The following is a 20,209-nucleotide window of genomic DNA, read 5'->3' as shown; positions in this document are numbered from 1 at the left end:
TCAAAGGTTTTTCTCCAGGATTTCGAAGCGCAGGTCGTCGCGCCTGGGCGTGCCGAAGCGTTCGTCGCCATACGGGAAGGGCTTGTGGATGCCGGTGCGGCGGTAGCCGCGGCGGGCGTAGTAATCGATCAACGCATCGCGGAGGTCGATCACGCTCATCCGCATCGTTGTCTGGCCAAATTCGTCGCGGGCGATGCGTTCGGCCTCCAGCAACATCCGCTTGCCGATGCCCCTGCCTTGCAGCATGGGCCAGACCGAGAACATGCCGAAGTAACCGGCGCCGTCCTCGACCGCGACATGCGCGCAGGCCAGCATCCGGCCCTCCGCCTCGCCGATCAGGATCAGGCTCCGCGCCCGCTCGATGTCGGCGGCGAGGTGTTCTGTGTCGATGCGCGCGCCGTCGAGCAGGTCGGCCTCGGTGGTCCAGCCCGCGCGGCTGGCCTCGCCACGGTAGGCGGACGTCACCAGTTGGATCAGCGACGGGATGTCGGCGCGCGTGGCGCGGCGAAAGGCGAGATTCATGCCAGCAGTTTTCTCACCTTGTGGATCGCGCGCGCCAGCGCATCGACCTCCTCGGGGGTGTTGTAGAAAGCCAGCGAAGCGCGGCAAGTGGCGCCGATGCCGAGGAATTGTAGCAACGGATGCGCGCAATGCTGGCCGGAGCGTACCGCCACGCCTTCGAGATCGAGCAGGGTGGCCAGGTCATGGGCATGGGTGCCATCGATCAGGAAGGAGATGATCGCCGCCTTGCCCGGCGCGGTACCGATGATGCGCAAGCCCTCGATCGCCGACAACGCTTCGGTCGCATGGGCCAGCAGTTCGGCTTCGCGGGCCTGGACATGCCGCATGCCGATGCCGGCGAGGTAATCCACCGCCGCGCCCAGGCCGACGAAACCGGCGATGTTGGGCGTGCCCGCCTCGAACTTGTGCGGCGGGTCGTTGAAGACGGTGCCCTCGAAGCTCACCTGCTTGATCATCTCGCCGCCGCCGACGAAGGGCGGCATGGCGTCGAGACGTTCGCGCCCGGCCCAGAGAAGCCCGGTGCCGGTCGGGCCACACAGCTTGTGGCCGGTGGCGACGTAGAAATCGCAGCCGATGGACGGAATGTCGAGCGCCATGTGCGGCGCCGCCTGCGAACCGTCGATGACGGTGACGATGCCGCGCCGCCGCGCCTCGCGGCAGATTTCACGCACCGGGTTGACCGTGCCCAGCACGTTGCTGACGTGGGCGAGGCCGAGCAGCTTCACTTCCGGCGTCATCGCCGCCCAGAGCGCGTCGAGATCGAGCGCGCCATCAGGCAGAAGCTCGGCGACGCGGATTTTCGCGCCGCTGCGCTCGGCCACGAGCTGCCACGGCACGATGTTGGCGTGGTGCTCCATGCGCGAAAGCAGGATCACATCGCCCGCCTTCAAGCGCGGCAAGGCCCAGGAATACGCGACCAGATTGATGGCGAACGTGGTGCCGCTGGTCAGCACCACCTCGTCCGCGCGCACGCCGAGGAAGGCGGCCAGTTTCCTGCGCGCGCCTTCGTAGAGTTCGGTGGCCTCGGCGCCGAGCTGGTGCACGGCGCGGCTGACGTTGGCGTTGTGCTGGCGGTAGTAGCCATCCACCGCCTCGATCACCGCGCGCGGCTTCTGGCTGGTATTGGCCGAATCGAGATAGACCAGCGGCTTGCCGTGCACCTCGCGCGCGAGCAGCGGGAAATCGGCGCGCAGGGCGTTCCAGTCGATGGGGTCGGGGGCGTTCATGCCGACTGCATCCGGGCCAGCGCGGCATCCAGGCGGGCTTCGGCCAGCGCGCGGAGCGTCGCGTCTTCCACCATCGACAACACATCGCGGACGAAGGCGGCGGTGAGGATGCGCCGCGCCGCGGCCTCCGGGATGCCGCGCGAGCGCAGGTAGAACAACGCGGTCGCATCGAGCTGGCCGACCGTGGCGCCGTGCGCGGCCTTCACTTCATCGGCATGGATGACCAGCACCGGCTGGGTGTCGATCCCGGCGTTGTCGGAAAGCAACAGACTACGGTTCTGCAAATCCGCCTCGCTGCCATCGGCGCCGGCCTCGATGTGGATACCGCCGTGGAACACCGCCCGCGCGCGGCCATCGGCCAGCCCCCGCCACGGCAGTTCGCCACGGGTATCGCGGGCGGCGTGGACGATGCCGAGACGAGTATCCAGGTGGCGGCGGCCGTCGGCCAGCAGCACGCCGGCGGCCACCAGCGTGGCGGCCTCGCCTTCGAGCCGGACATCGAGCTCGTGCCGCGACAGCGCGGCGCCAAGCTCAAGGTCGAACCGGCGATAGTCGGCCCCCGCGGCCAACCGCGCCTCGGTCTTCAGCAGACGGCTGGCGCGCGGGCCATCGTCTTGCAGGCGCAGATGGGTAAGTCGCGCGCGCGCGCCCAGGGTCAGGGTGAAGCGGCTGTTGTCGAGGTTGGCGTGGTCGTCGCCAAGCTGGTGTTCGACCAGAGTCAGCGCCGCGTCGGCGGCCAGACGCAGCGAATGGTGCGGGTGCGAAGCGCGATCCTCGCCGTCGGCCAGCGCCAGCGTGACCAGATGCAGCGGCCGCGCGGTGTCGGCGCTGACTTCGATCCGCGCCCCTTGCCGCGCCAGCAGCGCGTTGAGGTTGGCGAAGACTTCATCGCCGGCCGGTTGCCAGGGCGTGGCCCGGACGGGGATTTCGACGGTCTCCCCGGCCAACGCATCGGTGGCGATGTCGATGCCGGCCGGCAGCCCGTCGAGATCGGACAGCCCCGCATCGAAGAAGCCATTGACGAAGACCAGACGCGGAGCCGGGATGCCGGCGACCCGCATCGCGTCGGCGCCAATCGCGCGGGCGGGCGCGAAGGCGCGGCGCTCGAAGGCGCGCAGCGGCGTGTACTTCCACGCCTCCGAGCGCGCGCCGGGCAAGCCGGCCTCGCGAATCGCCTCGGCGGCGGGAGAGTCGTGGCCCGCGAGGAGCGAATCGAGAAGCACGCTCACCTCAGGCCGCCTGCGGGGCGATGCGCCCCTTCACCCAGGCGTAGCCATTCGCTTCCAGTTGAAGCGCCAGCTCCGGCCCGCCGGTCTCGACGATGCGACCATCGGCCAGCACGTGCACCACGTCCGGCTTGATGTAGTCGAGCAGGCGTTGGTAGTGGGTGATGACGATGAAGGCGCGATCCGGCGAACGCAGCGCGTTGACGCCATCGGCGACCGCCTTCAGCGCGTCGATATCGAGGCCGGAATCGGTTTCGTCGAGGATGGCGAGCTTCGGTTCCAGCACGGCGAGCTGGAATATCTCGTTACGCTTCTTCTCGCCGCCGCTGAAGCCTTCGTTGACGCCACGGTTGAGCAACGTGTCCGGCAGGTGCAGCACCTTGATCTTCTCGCGCACCAGCTTCAGGAACTGCACGGAATCGAGTTCCGGCTCGCCGCGCGCCTTGCGCTGGGCGTTGAGCGCGCTGCGCAGGAAATAGGTGTTGTTGACGCCCGGGATTTCCACCGGGTACTGGAAGGCCAGGAACACGCCGTGGGCGGCGCGCGCTTCCGGCGTCCGCGCCAGCAGATCCTGGCCGTCGAAATTGACCGAACCGTCGGTGATGGCGTAGCCCTCGCGGCCGGCCAGCACGTTGCCGAGGGTGGATTTGCCGGCGCCGTTCGGCCCCATGATGGCGTGTACTTCGCCCGCCCTCACTTCGAGCGAGAGGCCCTTGAGGATTTCCTTACCGGCGACGTTGGCGTGGAGGTTGTCGATTTTCAGCATGGGCTCGTACTCGTTTTTTTCCGGCTTGCGGGCTTCATTCCAAATGTTCCAGGTCGGCCAGATCCTGCAATCGGCCAACGGCTTGTTTGTTGCGTCGCAAGTCTTCAAGGCCGATCACGGTGACTTGCACATCATCCAGCGGCACGATGACGCGGCGTATCCAACAATCATCGAACTCGACGCCATCGGCAAAATTGAGCAGTTCGATGGCATTGGGTTCACTGCCAAGCATCAGCATCGCGCGGGGCTTGCAGAACTCGGTGGGCGGGGTGGATATGGGCCCCACGCCAAAGGCTTCCAACGCGGCGATCAGACGACCGGCATTATCCGGGCTGCCACGAAACCACACGTCGAGGTCCTTGGTGTAGCGCACATGACCATGTACACCCAGTGCGATGCCGCCGACCAACATGTAGTCGACCCCATGCGCGGCCAACGCGGCAAGGAAGTCGCGCCAGTCATCATTGAGTACGGTCATCACTGAATCTCAACTCGAAACGGAACGGTGGATTGCCGCCCTTGAACAGCGCATTGCCCTCCCGGTGCAGTTGCAGGACGGCGGCAAGCCGCTCACTGTGCGTTCGGCCGCGCCAATAGGCGACAGTTGAAGGGGGCGTTTCACCGGGCTGCAACCAACGCACGGGGAGACGTTGCGTGCTCATCCGACCGCGCCCTCCAGGCTGACTTCCAGCAGTTTCTTCGCCTCCACCGCGAATTCCATCGGCAGTTCGCGGAACACCTGCTTGCAGAAGCCATCGACGATCATCGACACCGCGTCTTCCTCGCCAATCCCGCGCGAACGGCAGTAGAACAGTTGATCGTCGCTGATCTTGCTGGTGGTGGCCTCGTGTTCGAGCGTCGCGTCGCTACGCTTCACCTCGATGTAGGGGAAGGTATGCGCGCCGCATTGTTTGCCGATCAAAAGCGAATCGCATTGGGTGTGGTTGCGGGCGCCCTCCGCGCCACGGTCGATCCTGACCAGCCCACGATAGGTGTTCTGGCCGCGGCCGGCGCTGATGCCCTTGCTGACGATCTTCGATTTGGTGCGCTTGCCGACGTGGATCATCTTGGTGCCGGTGTCGGCCTGCTGGCGGTGGTGGGTCAACGCGACCGAGTGGAATTCGCCCACCGAATCATCGCCCAGCAGCACGCAGCCCGGATATTTCCAGGTGATGGCGCTGCCGGTCTCGACCTGTGTCCACACCACCTTGCTACGCGCGCCACGACACTCGGCGCGCTTGGTGACGAAGTTGTAGATACCGCCGACGCCGTTCTCGTCGCCCGGGTACCAGTTCTGCACGGTGGAATATTTGATCTCCGCCTCTTCCAGCGCCACCAGTTCCACCACCGCGGCGTGCAGTTGGTTCTCGTCACGCATCGGCGCGGTGCAGCCTTCGAGATAAGAAACGTAGCCCTTGTCCTCGCAGACGATCAGCGTGCGCTCGAACTGGCCGGTGTGTCCGGCGTTGATGCGAAAATAGGTGGAAAGCTCCATCGGCGAGCGCACGCCCTTCGGGATGAACACGAAGCTGCCGTCGGAAAACACCGCTGAGTTGAGCGCGGCGAAGAAGTTGTCGCCCACCGGCACTACGCTGCCCAGGTACTTCCGCACCAGCTCGGGATGCTCGGCGATCGCCTCCGACATCGAGCAGAAGATGATGCCTTTCTCCGCCAGCTCCTTGCGGAAGGTGGTGCCGACCGAAACCGAATCGAACACCGCATCCACCGCCACGCCGGCGAGTTTCGCCCGCTCGTGCAACGGCACGCCGAGTTTGTCGTAGGTCTCGATCAACTCCTTCGGCACTTCGTCCAGCGATTTGTACTTGGGGCCCTTGGGCGCGCTGTAGTAGGACAGCGCCTGGAAATCGATCGGCGCGATATCGAGTTTCGCCCACTCCGGCATCGGCATGGTCAGCCAGTGGCGATAGGCCGCCAGCCGCCATTCGGTCATCCATTCCGGCTCGTGCTTCTTGGCCGAAAGCGCGCGGATGATGTCCTCGGAAAGCCCCGGGGGCAGGCTGTCGCTTTCGATCTCGGTAACGAAACCCGCCGAATACTTACGGCCCAACTGGGCATGAATCTCGGCGTTTTCGATCGCGCCATGCGGCGTCTCTGTCTGTGCGTTCATGTCGTTGTCTTCAAGCCTTGGCCAGGCGCGTCGGGATGCGTTTCCGGGCCGGGGCGATGTCCTCGCCGGGCAGCATCGAGTGCAGGCTGATACCGGTCAGCGCCTCGGCGATCACCGTGTTGACCCGTTGCCAGTTGGCACGCGCATGGCAGGAATCCTCGATGTCGCACTGGCCCTCGTGGATACTGCATTCGGTCATCGCCAAGGGGCCCTCCATCGCTTCCACGATGTCGGCCAGCGAAATTTCATGGGCATCGCGGGCAATCCGATAGCCGCCGTTGGCGCCGCGAAAGCCTTCCACCAGCCCGGCCTGCGCCAGCGGTTTCAACACCTTGGCCGCGGTCGGCAGCTCGATACCGGCGCATTCGGCCAGCTCGGCCGCGCTCTTCACCGCCCCGGGGGTGGCGGCGAGCACGGTCATGACGAGTGTGGCGTAGTCGGTGAGTTTGGTGACGCGGAGCATGGCGGCGTGGCGATGGCTGGCCGTTGAATCAGTACCGATATTGTACCGATTAAGGCGTCCGTCTCCAACCCGCCGCGCGGATGGCTCGTTCAGCCCGCCTCGCGCGGGCGGTGGCGGTGGCGAATGCCAGCGGCATGGAGCCGGTACCGCCACCGGACACCGGATACTCTCATTCGCGTTCCGGCCACGGGCCAACGGCGCGATGCGCGCGCATGGCATCGTGAAGAGGCCGGCGCATTGGGTCACAATTGCCTCCACGTCCCGGAGTCTTCCCGCATGTCCAAGACCGCGAAGCGCAAGATCGAACGTCGCCAATCCAACATCCACGGCAATGGCGTGTTCGCCACCGTGGCGATCGCGAAGGGCGAGCGCATCGTCCGCTACAAGGGCCTGCTGCGCACCCACGAGGACGTCGATGCCGAATACGGCGCGATCGACGAGAACGGCCACACCTTCCTGTTCACGCTCAACGACGATTACGTGATCGACGCCAACGTCGATGGCAACATCGCCCGTTGGATCAACCATAGCTGCGCGCCCAATTGCGAGGCGGTGCTGCACGAGAACGGCAAGGGCAAGCGACACAAGGACAAGGTGTTCATCGAGGCGGTTCGCGATATCGCCGCGGGCGAGGAGTTGTCCTACAACTACGGCATCGTCCTGCACGAGCCGCATACCCCGGCGCTGAAGCGACTGTGGGGCTGCCGCTGCGGTTCGCCCGCTTGCACCGGCACCCTGCTGCAACCCAAGCGCGGCAAGCGGCGCGGGGCAAAGCCCACGGCATGAGCATCGCCCGCCCGCGCCGGTGACGTCCGCGTGCCGTTTACTCCAGTTGCCGGATCGAGGCCGACCCGATCCGCCAGGCGCGCTGCTCGGCGCTGGCGCCATCGGCCACCGTGCGTTGCAACGTATAGCTGCCGATGTAGCGTTGCTGGGCGCCATCGGCATGGCGCGCGGCCAGCGTCACCGGCACCTCGATGTAGCGCTGGGCGGCGCCGACGCCGATCGCGCCGGGCGGGCCGATCCGCACCGAGACGCCGCGGGTATCGGCGAAACCGTGGGCGAATTGCGCCGCGCTCATGCGGCTGGCGGCGCCTTGGCCGCGCCACAGGCGCCAGGCGCGATCGTAATCGCGAGCGTTGATCGCGGCGTAGTAATCGCGGATGACGGCGATGGCGTCGTCCGGCGTGGGTTCGGCGCTGGCGGTTTCAGCATGGGCGGCTTCGGGGGTGGCGGCATCGACCGGCACGCCTTCACCATCGAGCGGCACGTCCACGTCGGGGCGGGCTTCGGACAGTGGCTCGGCGGGCGTCGCCGGTATGTCGACTGGGTGCGGGGCGGCATCGGGCATGCCGGTGACTGAGCCGCCGCCGGCAACCGGCGCGGGCAGGCCACTCGATGCGGAATCCTCCGGCCCCGGCGCGTGATCGCCGGGCGCGCGCGGCCCGTTGCCGTCACCACAAGCGACGATCGAACAAACCAGGGCCGGCAGTGACAGCCGGACCGCAAGAGAGCGAAGCGGCACCGGAAAGCACCTCACAGAACGACCCGGCGTGACTCCGGCCAGGCGATCAGCGGACCGAACAAGTGACAGCCGGACGGCGAGGAAGCGAAACGGCACCGGAAAGCACCTCACAGAACGGCCCGGCGCGGCTCCAGCCAGGCGATCAGCGGACCGAGCAAGTGACAGCCGGACCGCAAGGGAGCGAAGCGGCATCGGAAAGCGCCTCACAGAACGACCCGACGCGGCTCCAGCCAAGCGACCAGCGGACCGAGCAAGTGACAGCCGGACCGCAAGGAAGCGAAACGGCACCGGAAAGCGCCTCACAGAACGGCCCGGCGCGGCTCCAGCCAGGCGATCAGCAGACCGAGCAGCAGCATGGCGATGCCGCTGGCGATGATCTGCTTCGCCACCAGCAAGGCCGGCCACGGTTGCACCGCGTAGTAGACGAGATAGCCAGGCAGGCTGGCGGCCAGCGTCATTGCCGCGCCGAAGCGCAGCCCATCGCGGGCGCTGCCGCCGGCGCGCGGGTGCAGCAGGCTGTAGAGCCAAGTCAGGCCAAAGCCGATCGCCAGATGCGCCAGCAGCATCCACGGCAGATGGCGGCGGCCATCCTCGGCCCCGCGCACGAAACCCTGTTCGGCCAGGGCGGCGTAATCCCCTTGAAGCAGCAGGCCGTGGATCAGGAAATCCAGCACCATCGCGGCGATGCTCATCACCAGTCCACAGATCCAGAAACGCTTGTTCATCGAATCCTCCCAACGGTGCGCCGATGCTAGCGCGCCGGGCGTCAGCCTTGCATGAGCCGATGGCGCAATCATCCGGCGACATCGGGCGATGCTGGCGCCGCGCGGGCGGTCATGGCGTCTGGGATTCATCGCCAAGGCCGGCCTTGCCCATCTCTCCCGGCAAGCCTGCGATCAGCCTGCCGCCGCGAAGCCGGGCGCCGGCGCCGGCCCGAAGTGGAAAAGGCCCGGGCCAAGGGGGTTGGTCGGTACTGCGGAAACACGAACGCCGGCTTGATGCCGGCGTTCTTTTTCGTCCCGCATGAGGGCGGCGGGATTACCCCTGCCATTGCCCCTGCGCGGCCAGGCCGTTGGCCTTGGCGCGCTCGAACACGGTGGCCTGGGCCTTGTCCCAGTTGCCGCTCATGTCGGCGGCCCACAGCTTCAGCGCGGCCTGCTGCATGGCGCGGCCATAGGAGAACGACAGCGGCCACGGGTTCGGGCCCATGCGGTTCATGGCGTCCAGATGGGCGGTGGCGGCTTCGTCGGACTGGCCGCCGGAGAGGAACACGATGCCCGGCAGGATCGCCGGCACGGCGGATTTCAGGCACATCAGGGTGGCTTCGGCCACTTCCTCGACGCTGGCCTGCTCCGGGCAGTCCTTGCCAGGCAGCACCATCGAGGCTTTCAGGATGGTGCCCTCCAGCATCACGTTGTGCTGGTACAGGGCATCGAACAGTGCGCGCAGGGTGACCTCGGTGACTTCGTAGCAGGTTTCGATGTCGTGGCTGCCGTCCATCAGCACTTCCGGCTCGACCATCGGCACCAGGCCCTGCTCCTGGCAGAGCGCGGCGTAGCGGGCCAGTGCGTGGGCATTGGATTCGATGCAGGTGCCGGAGGGAATGTCCTCACCGATGTTGATCACCGCGCGCCACTTGGCGAAACGGGCGCCGAGCTTGTAGTACTCCTCAAGGCGCGCGCGCAGGCCATCGAGTCCTTCGGTCACCACCTCGCCCGGGCAGCCGGCGAGCGCGTGGGTGCCCTTGTCCACCTTGATGCCGGGGATCATGCCGTGATCGGCCATGTACTTGGCGAACGGCACGCCGTCCTTGGTGGACTGACGGATGGTCTCGTCAAACAGGATGGCGCCGGAAAGGTATTCCCCGGCGTTCGGGGTGGTCAGCAACAGCTCGCGGTAGGCGCGGCGGTTTTCCTCGGTGCATTCGATGCCAACGCCATCGAAGCGCTTCTTGCACGTTCCGGCGGATTCGTCGATGGCGATGATGCCCTTGCCCGGGGCGACCATGGCGCGGGCGGTTTCGGCAAGCTGTTCGATGCTCATTCTGCGGCGTCCTGCGGTGGGTGGGGATGGCCCCGCATTATAGCCGCGCCCGTGTGCCGGGCCCCACCCGGAAACGGCACGATCGAAGCAGCCCTCACCCCGCCGGAACCTCCAGGATGCGCAGCGTGTTGGTGGCCCCGAGTCGCTCCATGGTGTCGCCGCTGGTGAACAGCACGCGCTCGCCGGGGAGAAGCCGCCCGCCCGCGCGCAACTGGGCGATGGCGCCGCGGGCGGCATCCTCGGGATGCAGGCCACGGCTGTCGAAGGCGATGGGAAAGACGTCGCGCATCAAACTCATGCGCCGGCGCGCGCCGGCATGGCGCGAAAAAGCATAGATCGGGACCGGCGAACGGAAGCGCGAGAGGTAACGCGCGGTGCCCCCGGATTCGGTCAGCGCGATGATCGCCGCGACCCGCACGTGCTCGGTCAGGAACATCGTCGCCATGGCGATGGCGTGATCGACGCGCTTCAGCCCGCGCTCGGCCCGCTCGTAATCGGTATCGGCGGCGAACTGCCGCTCCGCGCCGATGCAGACCCGCGCCATCGCCTGCACCGCCTGCAAGGGAAAGCGCCCGGCGGCGGTTTCGGCCGAGAGCATCACCACATCGGTGCCATCGATGACCGCATTGGCCACGTCCAACACTTCGGCGCGCGTCGGCAGCGGGCTGTCCACCATCGATTGCAGCATTTGCGTGGCGGTGATCACCACCCGGTGGCGGGCCAGGGTTTCGCGGATGATCTTCTTCTGCAAACCGGGCAATTCGGCATCGCCGATCTCCACCCCAAGGTCGCCGCGCGCGACCATCACCACGTCGCTGGCCTCGATGATCTCGTCCAGGTGTTCGATCGCCTCGGCGCGTTCGATCTTCGAGACCAGCGAGGCGTGGCTGCCATGCGCCTCGGCGATGCGCCGCGCCTCGCGCATGTCGGCGGCGTCGCGGCAGAACGAGACCGCGATGAAATCCGCCTCGATCTCCGCCGCCAGCGCGATCAGCGCGCGGTCGTCGTCGGTGATCGCCCCCAGCGACAGGCCGCCGCCCTGCTTGTTCAAGCCCTTGCGGTCGGAAAGCACCGCGTCGTTGAGCACGCGGGTGACGATGCGCTCGCCCTCGATCCGCTCGACCCGTAATTGCAGCAGGCCGTCGTCGAGCAGCAGCAGGTCGCCCGGCGCGACATCACCCGGCAGGCCGAGATAGCTGACGCCCACCCGTGTGGCGTCGCCCATCGGCGCGTCCTTCCGCGCGATCAGCTCGAAGCGTTCGCCGGCCCGTAGCGCGACGCGGCCTTCGGCGAAACGCTCGATGCGGATCTTCGGCCCCGGCAGGTCGGCGAGGATGCCGATCTCGCGGCCGCAAGCCAGAGCCGCCGCCCGCACCGCGCGGGCACGGGCGCGATGTTCGTCGGGCTTGCCGTGCGAAAAGTTCATCCGCACGCAATCGACGCCCGCGCTCAGCAGCGCCGCCAGCCGGTCCTCGCTATCGGTGGCCGGGCCAAGGGTGGCCAGGATGCGGGTGCGGCGGCGGTGTTCGGTCATCGATTGCTCCATTTGGCCGGACACCGGCACGTGGCATGACCTGCGCCGAGCGTGCCCGGCGAATCAGCGGCCAAGCGCGTCGACCGTCTCCCGGACCAATGCGCCGAGCGGCTTCAAGCCATCGAGCGTGCCGGCGGGCAGGCCCTGGCCGCGTTCCATGTCCGAAGGCGCATGCCAGAGCACCTCGGCGCGTCCCGGCGCGGTTTCGCGCACCAGAACACGCATCGGCAAATCCAGCGCCAGCGACGGATGCGCGAGCATCAGCGGCGTGCCGCCCTTGGGATTGCCGAACACGATCACTTTCGTCGGCGGCATCGCAAGCCCCGCTTCGCGCGCCGCGCCGGCGTGGTCGATCACCGCGAAAACCCGGATGCCCTTGGCCTCGAACGCGACCCTCAAGGCGGCCACGGTGGCATCGACATCCCCCCGGCTCGCGGCCGAGTGCAAGGCCGCCCCGGGCGCCGCGCCCGCCCGCATGCCCGCGCGTTCACCGACATCGACACTGACACAAGCGCTGGCGGCCAGCGCCACGGCGGCCGCGACAAAACAGGCCACGGTACGCATCAGCCACCCCCCTTCAGCGCGGCCACCGCCGGCAGCGTCTTGCCTTCCAGAAACTCCAGGAACGCGCCGCCGCCGGTCGAGATGTAGCCGACCTGTCTTTCGATGCCGTACTTGTCCACCGCCGCCAGCGTATCGCCGCCACCGGCGATGGAAAACGCCGGCGAATCGGCGATGGCGCGGGCCAGCGCCTTGGTGCCTTCGCCGAAGGCATCGAACTCGAACACGCCGACCGGTCCGTTCCAGACCACGGTGCCGGCCTTCGCGATCGACGCGGCGTACTGGCGCGCGGTCTCCGGGCCGATGTCGAGAATCATGTCGTCGTCGGCCACTTCGTCGACCTTCTTCACCGTGGCCGGCGCATCGGCCTTGAATTCGGCCGCGACCACGACATCGACCGGCAGCGGAATCTCGGCGCCGCGCGCCTTAGCATCGACCATGATCTTTTTCGCGGTATCGATCAGGTCCGGCTCGAACAGCGACTTGCCGACGTTGTGCCCCAGCGCGGCGATGAACGTATTGGCGATGCCGCCCCCGACGATCAATTGCTCCACCTTGCCGACCAGCGAGGAGAGCAGTTCCAGCTTGGTGCTGACCTTGCTACCGGCGACGATCGCCAGCAACGGACGCGCCGGGTTCTCCAGCGCCTTGGCCAGCGCGTCGAGTTCGGCCATCAACAACGGCCCGCCCACCGCCTGCTTGGCGAACTTGATGACGCCGTGGGTCGAAGCCTGGGCGCGATGCGCGGTGCCGAAGGCGTCCATCACGAACACGTCGCAAAGGCCGGCATAGCGTTTTGCCAGCGCTTCGTCGTCCTTGCCTTCACCGACGTTCATCCGGCAGTTTTCCAGCAGCACGATCTGTCCCGGCGCGATGTCCACGCCACCGAGGTATTCCTTCGCCAGCGGCACCTCGCGGCCCAGTAGTTCGGACAACCGTCTGGCCACGGGCGCCAGGGAGTCGGCCTCGCTCCATTGGCCCTCCTTCGGCCGCCCCAGGTGCGACATCACCATCACCGCCGCGCCCGCGTCGAGCGCGGCTTGCAACGTGGGGATCGAGGCGACGATGCGCTGGTCGGAGGTGACTCGCCCCCCTTCGACCGGCACGTTGAGATCCTGCCGGATCAGCACACGCTTGCCCGAGAGATCAAGATCGGTCATGCGGACGATGGACATCGGGGACTCCGTAAATGCGTGGAAACGCCGTATTGTCGGCCCCGGGCCGGCTTGGTTCAAACGCCTCGCCTTACTCCGGCGCGGGAATCGGGTCAAATTGACCAAGCCGCCAGGGACATGGACGGACAGGAGTACTCGCAATGCGAGCGGATATCAAACGCTGGTGCCTGACCAGCACGTTCTGCCTGGCCCTGCTCCCCGTCGCCGCCACCGCACAGGACGCCCTGCAACGCAAGCTCGATGCCTGGCTCGACCGGGATGCCAGCCAATTGCTGATGGAATGGCGGGTGGATGGCGATTATCTGGATATCGAGGAAAACGACGACACCGGCGAAACGCTCTACACATGGCGCTTCTGGAACGAAGCCTGGAACGAGCGCGTGGTGGTCGGGAGCGAAAACCGAGTCGTCGGGATGGCGGCGGCCTCGATGGCGCGCGGGCAAGTCACATCGATGGTTCCGGTGCAGCAGTCCGTGCCGATCTACGGCACCCTCAACCACCCCGCGAGCTTGCGCTGCACGGTCATCTTCCGCGCCAATCCGGAAGACGTCATCGACCACTGGAAACCCCGTGGCGACTGCAAACGCGACGCCCGCGCGCCGAAACGCTGACTCACCAATCCCCCAACGGAGCCCGGCCATGCCCCGCATCAAGCATTCCCTGTTCATCCTTGTCGCCCTGCTCGCCGGCATGGGCATCTTCGCCCAGGCGCGCGCGCAACAGGCGCGGCAAGGCGTCGTGGTCGAAATGCAACCCATCGAAAACCGTGGCGGCGACGAGACCGCGCGAGTCAAGACGCAGCGCCGTCGGGGCGAATCGCTGGGCGGAACCGCCAGTTCCGTCGGCGGATTGCTGGGCATGCAGAAAATTGCCGAAAAGACCGACAACACGAACACCGCCGTCGCCGTGGGCCGGGGTGGCGCGATCGCCTCGGAATATGTCGGCAAGGCGGCGGGCAATGCCGCGGCCAAGATTGGCGGCCCGGGCGAGACCACCCGCTACATGGTGAAGGTGCGGCTCGACAACCGGAGAGTGCCGACCCTCACCCAGCTTCGAACCGAGTTGGCCGGAATAAAGGTCGGCAGCCGCGTAACCGTGGAAGGGCGCGGCAACCAGGCACGGTTGAGGGCCGCCAACTGAGCGCGGCCCGCCCGGCTCACTCGCGGCCCTCGCCGGCGCCCGTCGGCAAGGGCCGCGTCCGATCCATCCCCAGCCCATAACGCAGGCTTTGCGCGATACGCTGGGCGTAGACGTACATGACTTGCGCCTTGTCTTCGCCCAGTTGCTCGCGCGCGGTGGCAAGCCACAGCGCCAGCCAGTGGCCGAAGTGGTCGTCCACGATGGGATGCGGGCGATGCGCGGCCATCGGGTTGCCACGGTATTCGCGGCTGCCCAACGCCACCGACGACCAAAATCTCACCAGCGTCGCCTTGTGCGCCGGCCAGTCGTGCACCACCGGGTTGAAGATGGGGCCGAGAATGGCGTCGGCCTGCACCTTGTCGTAGAAAGCATCGACCAGACGGACGACGTCCTCGCGGCTCAAGCCGGTTTCGTCATTGGATTCGTTCATCCCGCCATGCTCGCGACACGCGCCGTCATTGTCCTTGACCCGAATCATCCCGCGACGGTTTCGCGCGCAGCAACGAAGTGGCGAACCCCACCACCAGCAATGCCGCCAGCACCAGGACGCTCCACAGCGCGATACGCTTCCAGTCGCGCGGGGCATTGAGCGCGGCGGCATCGCCGGCTTCGCCCACGCCTTCGATATGCGCATCGGCCGGCCGCCACTCCCGCCCGCGACGCGCGCGCATCTGGGCCAGCAATTCGTCGAGCGGCGCATCGGCGCGGCGCGCCCGCGCACTGCCGGCAACCAGCCGGTAGGGCGCTTCACCCGCGGCGACGAAGACGATCGCCTCGGGTTGCCAGCCAAGGCGCAGCCTCGGCGTTTCGGCAATGGCGACATCGGACACCAGCCGCCATTGGCGCTGGCGCAGCCGTGGCAGCGCCTGGGCCGGCGAACGCTGCGCCTCGCCAAGCTGGAATTGCGTCCACGGCCCGGCCCGCCACCGCCACGGCGCATCAGCACGGTCGCGACTTTCCAACCGCCAGCGCGCGGCGCTGTTGCCCGGCAGCACCACATCGGCGCGGTCGAACGGCTGGCGGCCATCGACGACGAACTCGAACGATTTCCGATCGGGCGAGGCCGCGCTGGCGGCGTAATCGCGCCATTCGCGCGCCGGCCCGGCGGTGGTGACGATGGTTTCGGCCTCGACCCCGGCAAGCGGCAGGGCATCGCCCTTTTCGAGGACGAGCCGCAGGTAGCGCGCGCCGCCATCGAGTGGGATGCGGGTCTGGCGCAACACGTGGCCGTCACGGCGCAGTTGCAGGACGCCGGCATCGATACGCAGCACGCGCCAGCGGGCGAGGTCGTCACTGCCCTCCACCCGCAAACGCGCTTCCACCTGCGCATCCGGTGTCAATGCGAGCCGCAGCGCCACCAGCGGCGCGCGTAATGCGCTGGCATCGACCAGCCAACTGCGCGAAGGCTCGTTCGATGCGGCTTCGCGGGTTTCCAGCCGCAATACGCGGCCATCGTCGGCGCGCTCGCTGATGACGCGCAGTTCGGTATTCGGCAAGGCCGCCGCATCCGGCAGGGGGAACCACGGCAACCCCTGTGGCGCGGTGGCGCGCGCGTCCGGGACGGCGGCGGTGAACAGCATCGCCGGCACCGGCTGGCCGCGCGCGTCCAGCACGTCGACATCGCCCAGGTCGGCGCGCCCGGCGGCGTGATAGACCGCTTCGCTGATATCGATGCGATAAGCCCCGGCATCGAGTACCGACAGGCGCACCGGCCATTGCCGCAACCAACCGGTCGCCGCCAGCATCAGCCCGAACGCCGGCAGCAAACAAAGCGTGCGAAACCGGGGCGAGATCATGGCGCGGCCTCCTGTTCCTCAATGCCGTCGCGCGGCGGCGCCGGTGCGAAATAGCCCACCACCGTGCACAACAGGCCATAGGCGATGAACGAGACGATGCCGAGCAGATTGCCGAGATGCTGGCGATCGACCAGCACCAACTTCACCAGCACCACGCCCATCAGCGATGCGCCAGCCAGCCACAGCCCGCGCTGTCCCCGGCGCGAACCGACGATCCAGCCGATCACACCCAGCAGGCTCCACAACACGGTCAAGCTGGTTTGCGCCAGTGAGTAACGGAACATTTCCGCCCCCCACGGCAGCGCGCCCCAGACATGCACCGCGCGCAGCGTGACGCTGCTGACCCAGACCAGCATCGCCAAGCCAACCGGCAAGCCGCGGCGCCGGCCCTGACGGTTGCCGGGCCCGCGCCGCGACCACCACATGCCAGCCAGCGCCAGCGCGCTCAACTGGGCAAGTTCGAGCGGATTCAACAACGGCAGCCACGGCAACGGCGCGGCCGATCCGGGCAGCAGCAGGCCAACGGCAAAGCCCAGCGCCACCACCGCCAGATAGGTGTGGATCAACGACGGCAACGCACGGCCGAAACGCTCGCCAAGCGGCATCGCCAGCCACCCTGGCCGTCTCAAGGCCATCGCCAGCACCGCCAGCCACGGGACGAGGATGCCGGCGACGCGCCAGCCCTGCGCCAATTCGAAACGGGCCACCCAGTGCGCAACCAACAGCGACGCCACCGCTGGCCACACCAGCCACCAGACGAATTGCGCCCATGGCGCCACCCCGCCCTCGCGCGAGCGCAAGCACACCAGCGAACGAGAACCGAGCAGCGCATACACCGCCCAGGCCAGCGCGCCCAGGCCGGCGAACGGCTGCTGGTGCATGGCGGTCTGGACGACGGCAAGCGGCAATGCCGCGGCCAAACCGGACGCGGTGGTCAGCGCCAGCGCCGCGCCGCCAATACGGCGCCAGGTTTCCGCCGCCCACCAGCCGGTGACGGCGATCAGCATCAACAGCCAGTCGGGCTGATCGACGACGGGTGCGAAACGCACGATTTCGGCAATCGCCACCGCCAACCACCACAGCAGGCCCCAGCCGTAGAACAACGCCGCCGACTGTGGACGCCGCGCCCGCCACAACGCCCAGGCGCTGGCCAAGCCCCCCGCCGCGACCAACAGGCCGCTCATCGCCAGACCATTCATCACCGGCCATTCGACCGGCATCTCCTGAACCGGCCGACCGGCCAGTTCATTGCCGGCATGGGCGGCTTGACGGGCCATGTCGACCGCCAAGGTCCGACCACGGGCGAGCAGATGCGCCATCGCCGCCAGCCCTTCAAGCGCCACACCCGACCACAACGGCAAGCGGCGTTGCTGGCGCAACCCGAACCAGATCAATGCCGCGCCTTCCAGCGCCAGCACCGCGCCGGTAACGCGCGCCGAAAACGCCAGCGGCACCGCCAGGGTGGCCAGCCCGACCGCCAGCAGGGCATGGGCATCGGTAATGACCGCATAACGCGCCCGGCCACGCAACGCCCAGGCCGATGCCGCATACACCGCGGCCACGCCGACCGCGATCAGCGCCAACAGCATCGGCTGGTCCGGCGTCAGACCCGCCTGCAAGGCGAAAGCGATCAACGGCGTGCCAAACAGCAAACTACCGCCGACCGGATCGCGGCGGCCCGGCACGCACCGGCGCGCATGCAGTACCGGCATCGCCAGATAAAGCACGAAGAACAAGGCGAGGAAAGGCTGGGTGCTGGCGTATAGATGCGGCTTGTAGGCCAGCACGCCCCAAAACACGCCGATACCCCAGGTGAAGGCGAAACCGAGCAACATCAATACCCGCCATGGCTTCACCCAGGCCACGCCGAAGATCGCCAGATTGAGCAGCGCGTAGTACGAGAACAGCGCGACATGGCTGCCACCACCATCCGACAGCCAGATCGGCGCCATGAATCCGGCCAGCACCGCGAGCACGGCCAGCGTGCGCGAATCCTGCAACACCGCCAGCACGCCGGCGCCGACGATCAGCACCACACTGAGCCCGAACGCCATGCCCAACGGAATCAATGCGTACATCTTGGCGGCGGCGAAGAGTGTCAGAAGCAGCACACCGATGCTGCCGCCCTGCACCGCCAGCGCAAAGGCCGGCTTGCCCGCTCTTTGCTTCCAGCCGAAGACCAGCCCGGCCAGCGCCGCCAGCGACACGCCCAGCAGACGGTATTCGATTGGCAGCCTCAACCAGCCTTGCACGCTGGCGTATTTCAACAGCGCCGCCACGCCAGCCAACAGCACCAGCATGCCGACCTTGACCGGCACGTTGCCCGTCGTGAACCAATGTCTGACCCGTTCGATCGCGGTTTCGACGAAATTGGGCGGCGGCGGGGCCGGCGGCGCATCCACCACCGGCGAAGCCCCACGGTGCCCGGCGCTCACCGCCGCCTCGACCGGCGGCGGCGACGGCGTTGCCGGCTTCCCGTCCTCGCGGGGCATGGCCGGGGCATCCATCCCCGCGGGGGCGATACCGACGGGCGGCTCGACCGGAGGCAAGGCGGCGGCCGATGACACCGGCGCGCGCATTCCCGGCATCGGATAAAGCGGCGGCGGTGATGGCGGTGACGGTGACGGCGGCGCATCCGGCATATCGCTCGCCGGCTCCCGCCGCAGCGCGGCCACCCGCGCCTCCAACTCCTCCACGCGGCGCTTCAAACCGCTGATCGAAACCAGCGCGATCACCAGCAATATGGGCACCGCCAATACCGCCAGCAAAATCAAACCTTCCATTCCCCACTCCCTTGGCTCATGGCGGCACTCTAAGCCAGTACGGGCCGGAAAACCGGCAACTCGTCCAAATCATCCCCGCGATGCGCACAGTCACGTTTCCCGCCAGCAGCAAGAAGCCCCGCGCAAGGCGGGGCTTCGGCGGCAGCAATCCTGGCGGATGCCTTATTTGGACATCACCACCTTGACCATTTCCAGGCACTTGTTGCTGTAGCCCCACTCGTTGTCGTACCAGCTGACCAGCTTGACGAAAGTGTCGTCGAGCTGGATGCCGGCCTCGGCATCGAAGATCGAAGTGCGGGTATCGCCGCGGAAATCGGTCGCCACGACCTTGTCCTCGGTATAACCCAGCACGCCCTTCATCGCGCCTTCGCTCTGCGCCTTCATCTCGGCGCAGATGTCCTCATATTTGGCCGGCTTGTCGAGTTCGACAGTCAAATCAACCACCGAGACGTCCGAGGTCGGCACGCGGAAAGACATGCCGGTCAGCTTGCCCTTGAGTTCCGGCAACACCACACCCACCGCCTTGGCCGCGCCGGTCGACGACGGAATGATGTTCTCCAGGATGCCACGGCCACCGCGCCAGTCCTTGTTGGACGGGCCATCGACGGTCTTCTGGGTGGCGGTGGCGGCGTGCACGGTGGTCATCAGGCCGCGCTTGATGCCCCATTTGTCGTTTAGCACCTTGGCGATCGGCGCCAGGCAATTGGTGGTGCAGGAGGCGTTGGAAACGATGGCTTCGCCGGCGTACTGGCCGCAGTTGACCTTGTGCACGAACATCGGCGTGCCGTCCTTCGCCGGAGCCGACATGATGACTTTCTTCGCCCCGGCATCCAGATGCTTCTGGCAAGTCTCCTGGGTCAGGAACAGGCCGGTGGCTTCGATCACCACCTCGGCGCCCACCTCATCCCATTTCAGGTTGGCGGGGTCTTTTTCCTGAGTGAGGCGAATTTTTTTGCCATCGACAATCAAGATGTCACCTTCCACCTTCACTTCGCGGTCGAAGCGGCCATGGACGCTGTCGTAGCGCAGCATGTAAGCCAGGTACGCTGGCTCCAGCAGGTCGTTGATACCGACGATTTCGATATCGTCGCCAAAGTTCTGGAACGCCGAGCGGAAGACGTTACGGCCGATGCGACCGAACCCGTTGATGCCGACCTTGATGGCCATTGCCTGCTCCTTCGATGCAGCGGTTGGTAAGCTCGGAATTGTAGCAATTCCGGGGACTCTGTCCCTGTTCAGATAGGGTTTAACGTTTTTTTGATCTTTCTCAAATGCGCGTTTGGGAAGCGGGCGCATGATGCCTCCCGCTGAACACATACAC

At 67.0% G+C, this 20,209-nt stretch carries 21 protein-coding genes; 3 read left to right on the top strand and 18 right to left on the bottom strand.

The window, feature by feature from the left end; genetic code table 11:
- From EBB59_RS08730 to EBB59_RS08700, 8 genes are read right to left on the bottom strand one after another with little or no spacing between them, the layout of a single operon-like run.
- Positions 1 to 522, bottom strand: a complete 522-nt coding sequence (locus tag EBB59_RS08730; RefSeq protein ID WP_122101773.1) for a GNAT family N-acetyltransferase — start codon at positions 520 to 522, stop codon at positions 1 to 3.
- Entirely contained in the window at positions 519 to 1,748 is a 1,230-nt protein-coding gene (locus EBB59_RS08725; RefSeq protein ID WP_122101772.1) for a cysteine desulfurase, read from the bottom strand. The genes EBB59_RS08730 and EBB59_RS08725 overlap by 4 nt, the downstream gene beginning before the upstream one ends.
- A complete protein-coding gene (gene sufD, locus EBB59_RS08720; RefSeq protein WP_122101771.1) occupies positions 1,745 to 2,977 on the bottom strand; it encodes a Fe-S cluster assembly protein SufD in 1,233 nt (410 codons plus the stop codon). Before sufD ends, EBB59_RS08725 begins: the two co-directional genes overlap by 4 nt.
- A 1-nt stretch (position 2,978) precedes the next feature.
- Entirely contained in the window at positions 2,979 to 3,740 is a 762-nt protein-coding gene (sufC, locus tag EBB59_RS08715) for a Fe-S cluster assembly ATPase SufC (protein ID WP_122101770.1), read from the bottom strand.
- Positions 3,741 to 3,774: 34 nt separating this feature from the next.
- Positions 3,775 to 4,218 carry a hypothetical protein gene (locus EBB59_RS08710; protein WP_122101769.1) on the bottom strand — a complete coding sequence of 148 codons (444 nt, stop codon included), beginning with the start codon at positions 4,216 to 4,218 and terminating at the stop codon, positions 3,775 to 3,777.
- Entirely contained in the window at positions 4,202 to 4,402 is a 201-nt protein-coding gene (locus tag EBB59_RS13460) for a hypothetical protein (protein ID WP_147455544.1), read from the bottom strand. Before EBB59_RS13460 ends, EBB59_RS08710 begins: the two co-directional genes overlap by 17 nt.
- Positions 4,399 to 5,868, bottom strand: a complete 1,470-nt coding sequence (gene sufB, locus EBB59_RS08705) for a Fe-S cluster assembly protein SufB (RefSeq protein WP_122101768.1) — start codon at positions 5,866 to 5,868, stop codon at positions 4,399 to 4,401. Before sufB ends, EBB59_RS13460 begins: the two co-directional genes overlap by 4 nt.
- Positions 5,869 to 5,878: 10 nt before the next feature.
- On the bottom strand, positions 5,879 to 6,331 hold the full coding sequence (locus EBB59_RS08700; protein ID WP_122101767.1) for an SUF system Fe-S cluster assembly regulator: 453 nt from the start codon (positions 6,329 to 6,331) through the stop codon (positions 5,879 to 5,881).
- Positions 6,332 to 6,607: 276 nt separating this feature from the next.
- Between EBB59_RS08700 and EBB59_RS08695 the strand changes: the two genes are divergently transcribed.
- A complete protein-coding gene (locus EBB59_RS08695) occupies positions 6,608 to 7,117 on the top strand; it encodes an SET domain-containing protein (protein WP_122101766.1) in 510 nt (169 codons plus the stop codon).
- Positions 7,118 to 7,154: 37 nt separating this feature from the next.
- On the opposite strand, the gene EBB59_RS08690 is transcribed toward EBB59_RS08695, so the two are convergent.
- From EBB59_RS08690 to EBB59_RS08665, 6 genes are all read right to left on the bottom strand, one after another.
- Positions 7,155 to 7,856: a hypothetical protein gene (locus EBB59_RS08690; RefSeq protein ID WP_147455543.1), complete on the bottom strand. Its 702-nt coding sequence runs from the start codon at positions 7,854 to 7,856 to the stop codon at positions 7,155 to 7,157.
- Between the two features lie 299 nt (positions 7,857 to 8,155).
- Positions 8,156 to 8,581, bottom strand: coding sequence for a hypothetical protein (locus EBB59_RS08685; protein ID WP_122101764.1), 426 nt, complete (start codon positions 8,579 to 8,581; stop codon positions 8,156 to 8,158).
- 313 nt (positions 8,582 to 8,894) lie between these two features.
- Positions 8,895 to 9,899 carry a class I fructose-bisphosphate aldolase gene (locus EBB59_RS08680; protein ID WP_122101763.1) on the bottom strand — a complete coding sequence of 335 codons (1,005 nt, stop codon included), beginning with the start codon at positions 9,897 to 9,899 and terminating at the stop codon, positions 8,895 to 8,897.
- A 94-nt stretch (positions 9,900 to 9,993) separates the two neighbouring features.
- Complete coding sequence (pyk, locus tag EBB59_RS08675) at positions 9,994 to 11,433, bottom strand: pyruvate kinase (protein WP_122101820.1); 1,440 nt, start codon at positions 11,431 to 11,433, stop codon at positions 9,994 to 9,996.
- Positions 11,434 to 11,496: 63 nt separating this feature from the next.
- A complete protein-coding gene (locus tag EBB59_RS08670) occupies positions 11,497 to 11,964 on the bottom strand; it encodes a DUF302 domain-containing protein (protein WP_211327719.1) in 468 nt (155 codons plus the stop codon).
- A gap of 32 nt (positions 11,965 to 11,996) precedes the next feature.
- Entirely contained in the window at positions 11,997 to 13,169 is a 1,173-nt protein-coding gene (locus EBB59_RS08665; RefSeq protein WP_122101762.1) for a phosphoglycerate kinase, read from the bottom strand.
- 140 nt (positions 13,170 to 13,309) lie between these two features.
- Here EBB59_RS08665 and EBB59_RS08660 point away from each other — a divergent pair, with 140 nt between their 5' ends.
- Both EBB59_RS08660 and EBB59_RS08655 read left to right on the top strand, forming a co-directional pair.
- Complete coding sequence (locus tag EBB59_RS08660) at positions 13,310 to 13,780, top strand: hypothetical protein (RefSeq protein WP_122101761.1); 471 nt, start codon at positions 13,310 to 13,312, stop codon at positions 13,778 to 13,780.
- A gap of 28 nt (positions 13,781 to 13,808) precedes the next feature.
- Positions 13,809 to 14,309, top strand: a complete 501-nt coding sequence (locus EBB59_RS08655) for a hypothetical protein (RefSeq protein ID WP_122101760.1) — start codon at positions 13,809 to 13,811, stop codon at positions 14,307 to 14,309.
- A 16-nt stretch (positions 14,310 to 14,325) separates the two neighbouring features.
- On the opposite strand, the gene EBB59_RS08650 is transcribed toward EBB59_RS08655, so the two are convergent.
- The 4 genes from EBB59_RS08650 to gap all read right to left on the bottom strand — a co-directional run bounded on the left by EBB59_RS08650 (position 14,326) and on the right by gap (position 20,055).
- Complete coding sequence (locus EBB59_RS08650) at positions 14,326 to 14,739, bottom strand: group III truncated hemoglobin (RefSeq protein ID WP_122101759.1); 414 nt, start codon at positions 14,737 to 14,739, stop codon at positions 14,326 to 14,328.
- 25 nt (positions 14,740 to 14,764) lie between these two features.
- A complete protein-coding gene (locus EBB59_RS08645; RefSeq protein ID WP_122101758.1) occupies positions 14,765 to 16,105 on the bottom strand; it encodes a DUF3999 domain-containing protein in 1,341 nt (446 codons plus the stop codon).
- Entirely contained in the window at positions 16,102 to 18,888 is a 2,787-nt protein-coding gene (locus tag EBB59_RS08640) for a DUF2339 domain-containing protein (RefSeq protein ID WP_122101757.1), read from the bottom strand. The genes EBB59_RS08645 and EBB59_RS08640 overlap by 4 nt, the downstream gene beginning before the upstream one ends.
- Positions 18,889 to 19,050: 162 nt before the next feature.
- Complete coding sequence (gap, locus tag EBB59_RS08635; RefSeq protein ID WP_122101756.1) at positions 19,051 to 20,055, bottom strand: type I glyceraldehyde-3-phosphate dehydrogenase; 1,005 nt, start codon at positions 20,053 to 20,055, stop codon at positions 19,051 to 19,053.
- Between the last annotated feature and the right edge of the window lie 154 nt (positions 20,056 to 20,209).

Source organism: Solilutibacter pythonis, assembly GCF_003697345.1.
Lineage (GTDB): Bacteria > Pseudomonadota > Gammaproteobacteria > Xanthomonadales > Xanthomonadaceae > Solilutibacter > Solilutibacter pythonis.
The sequence above is the reverse complement of the archived record's forward strand: the minus strand, read 5'-3'. Positions and strand labels throughout refer to the sequence as shown.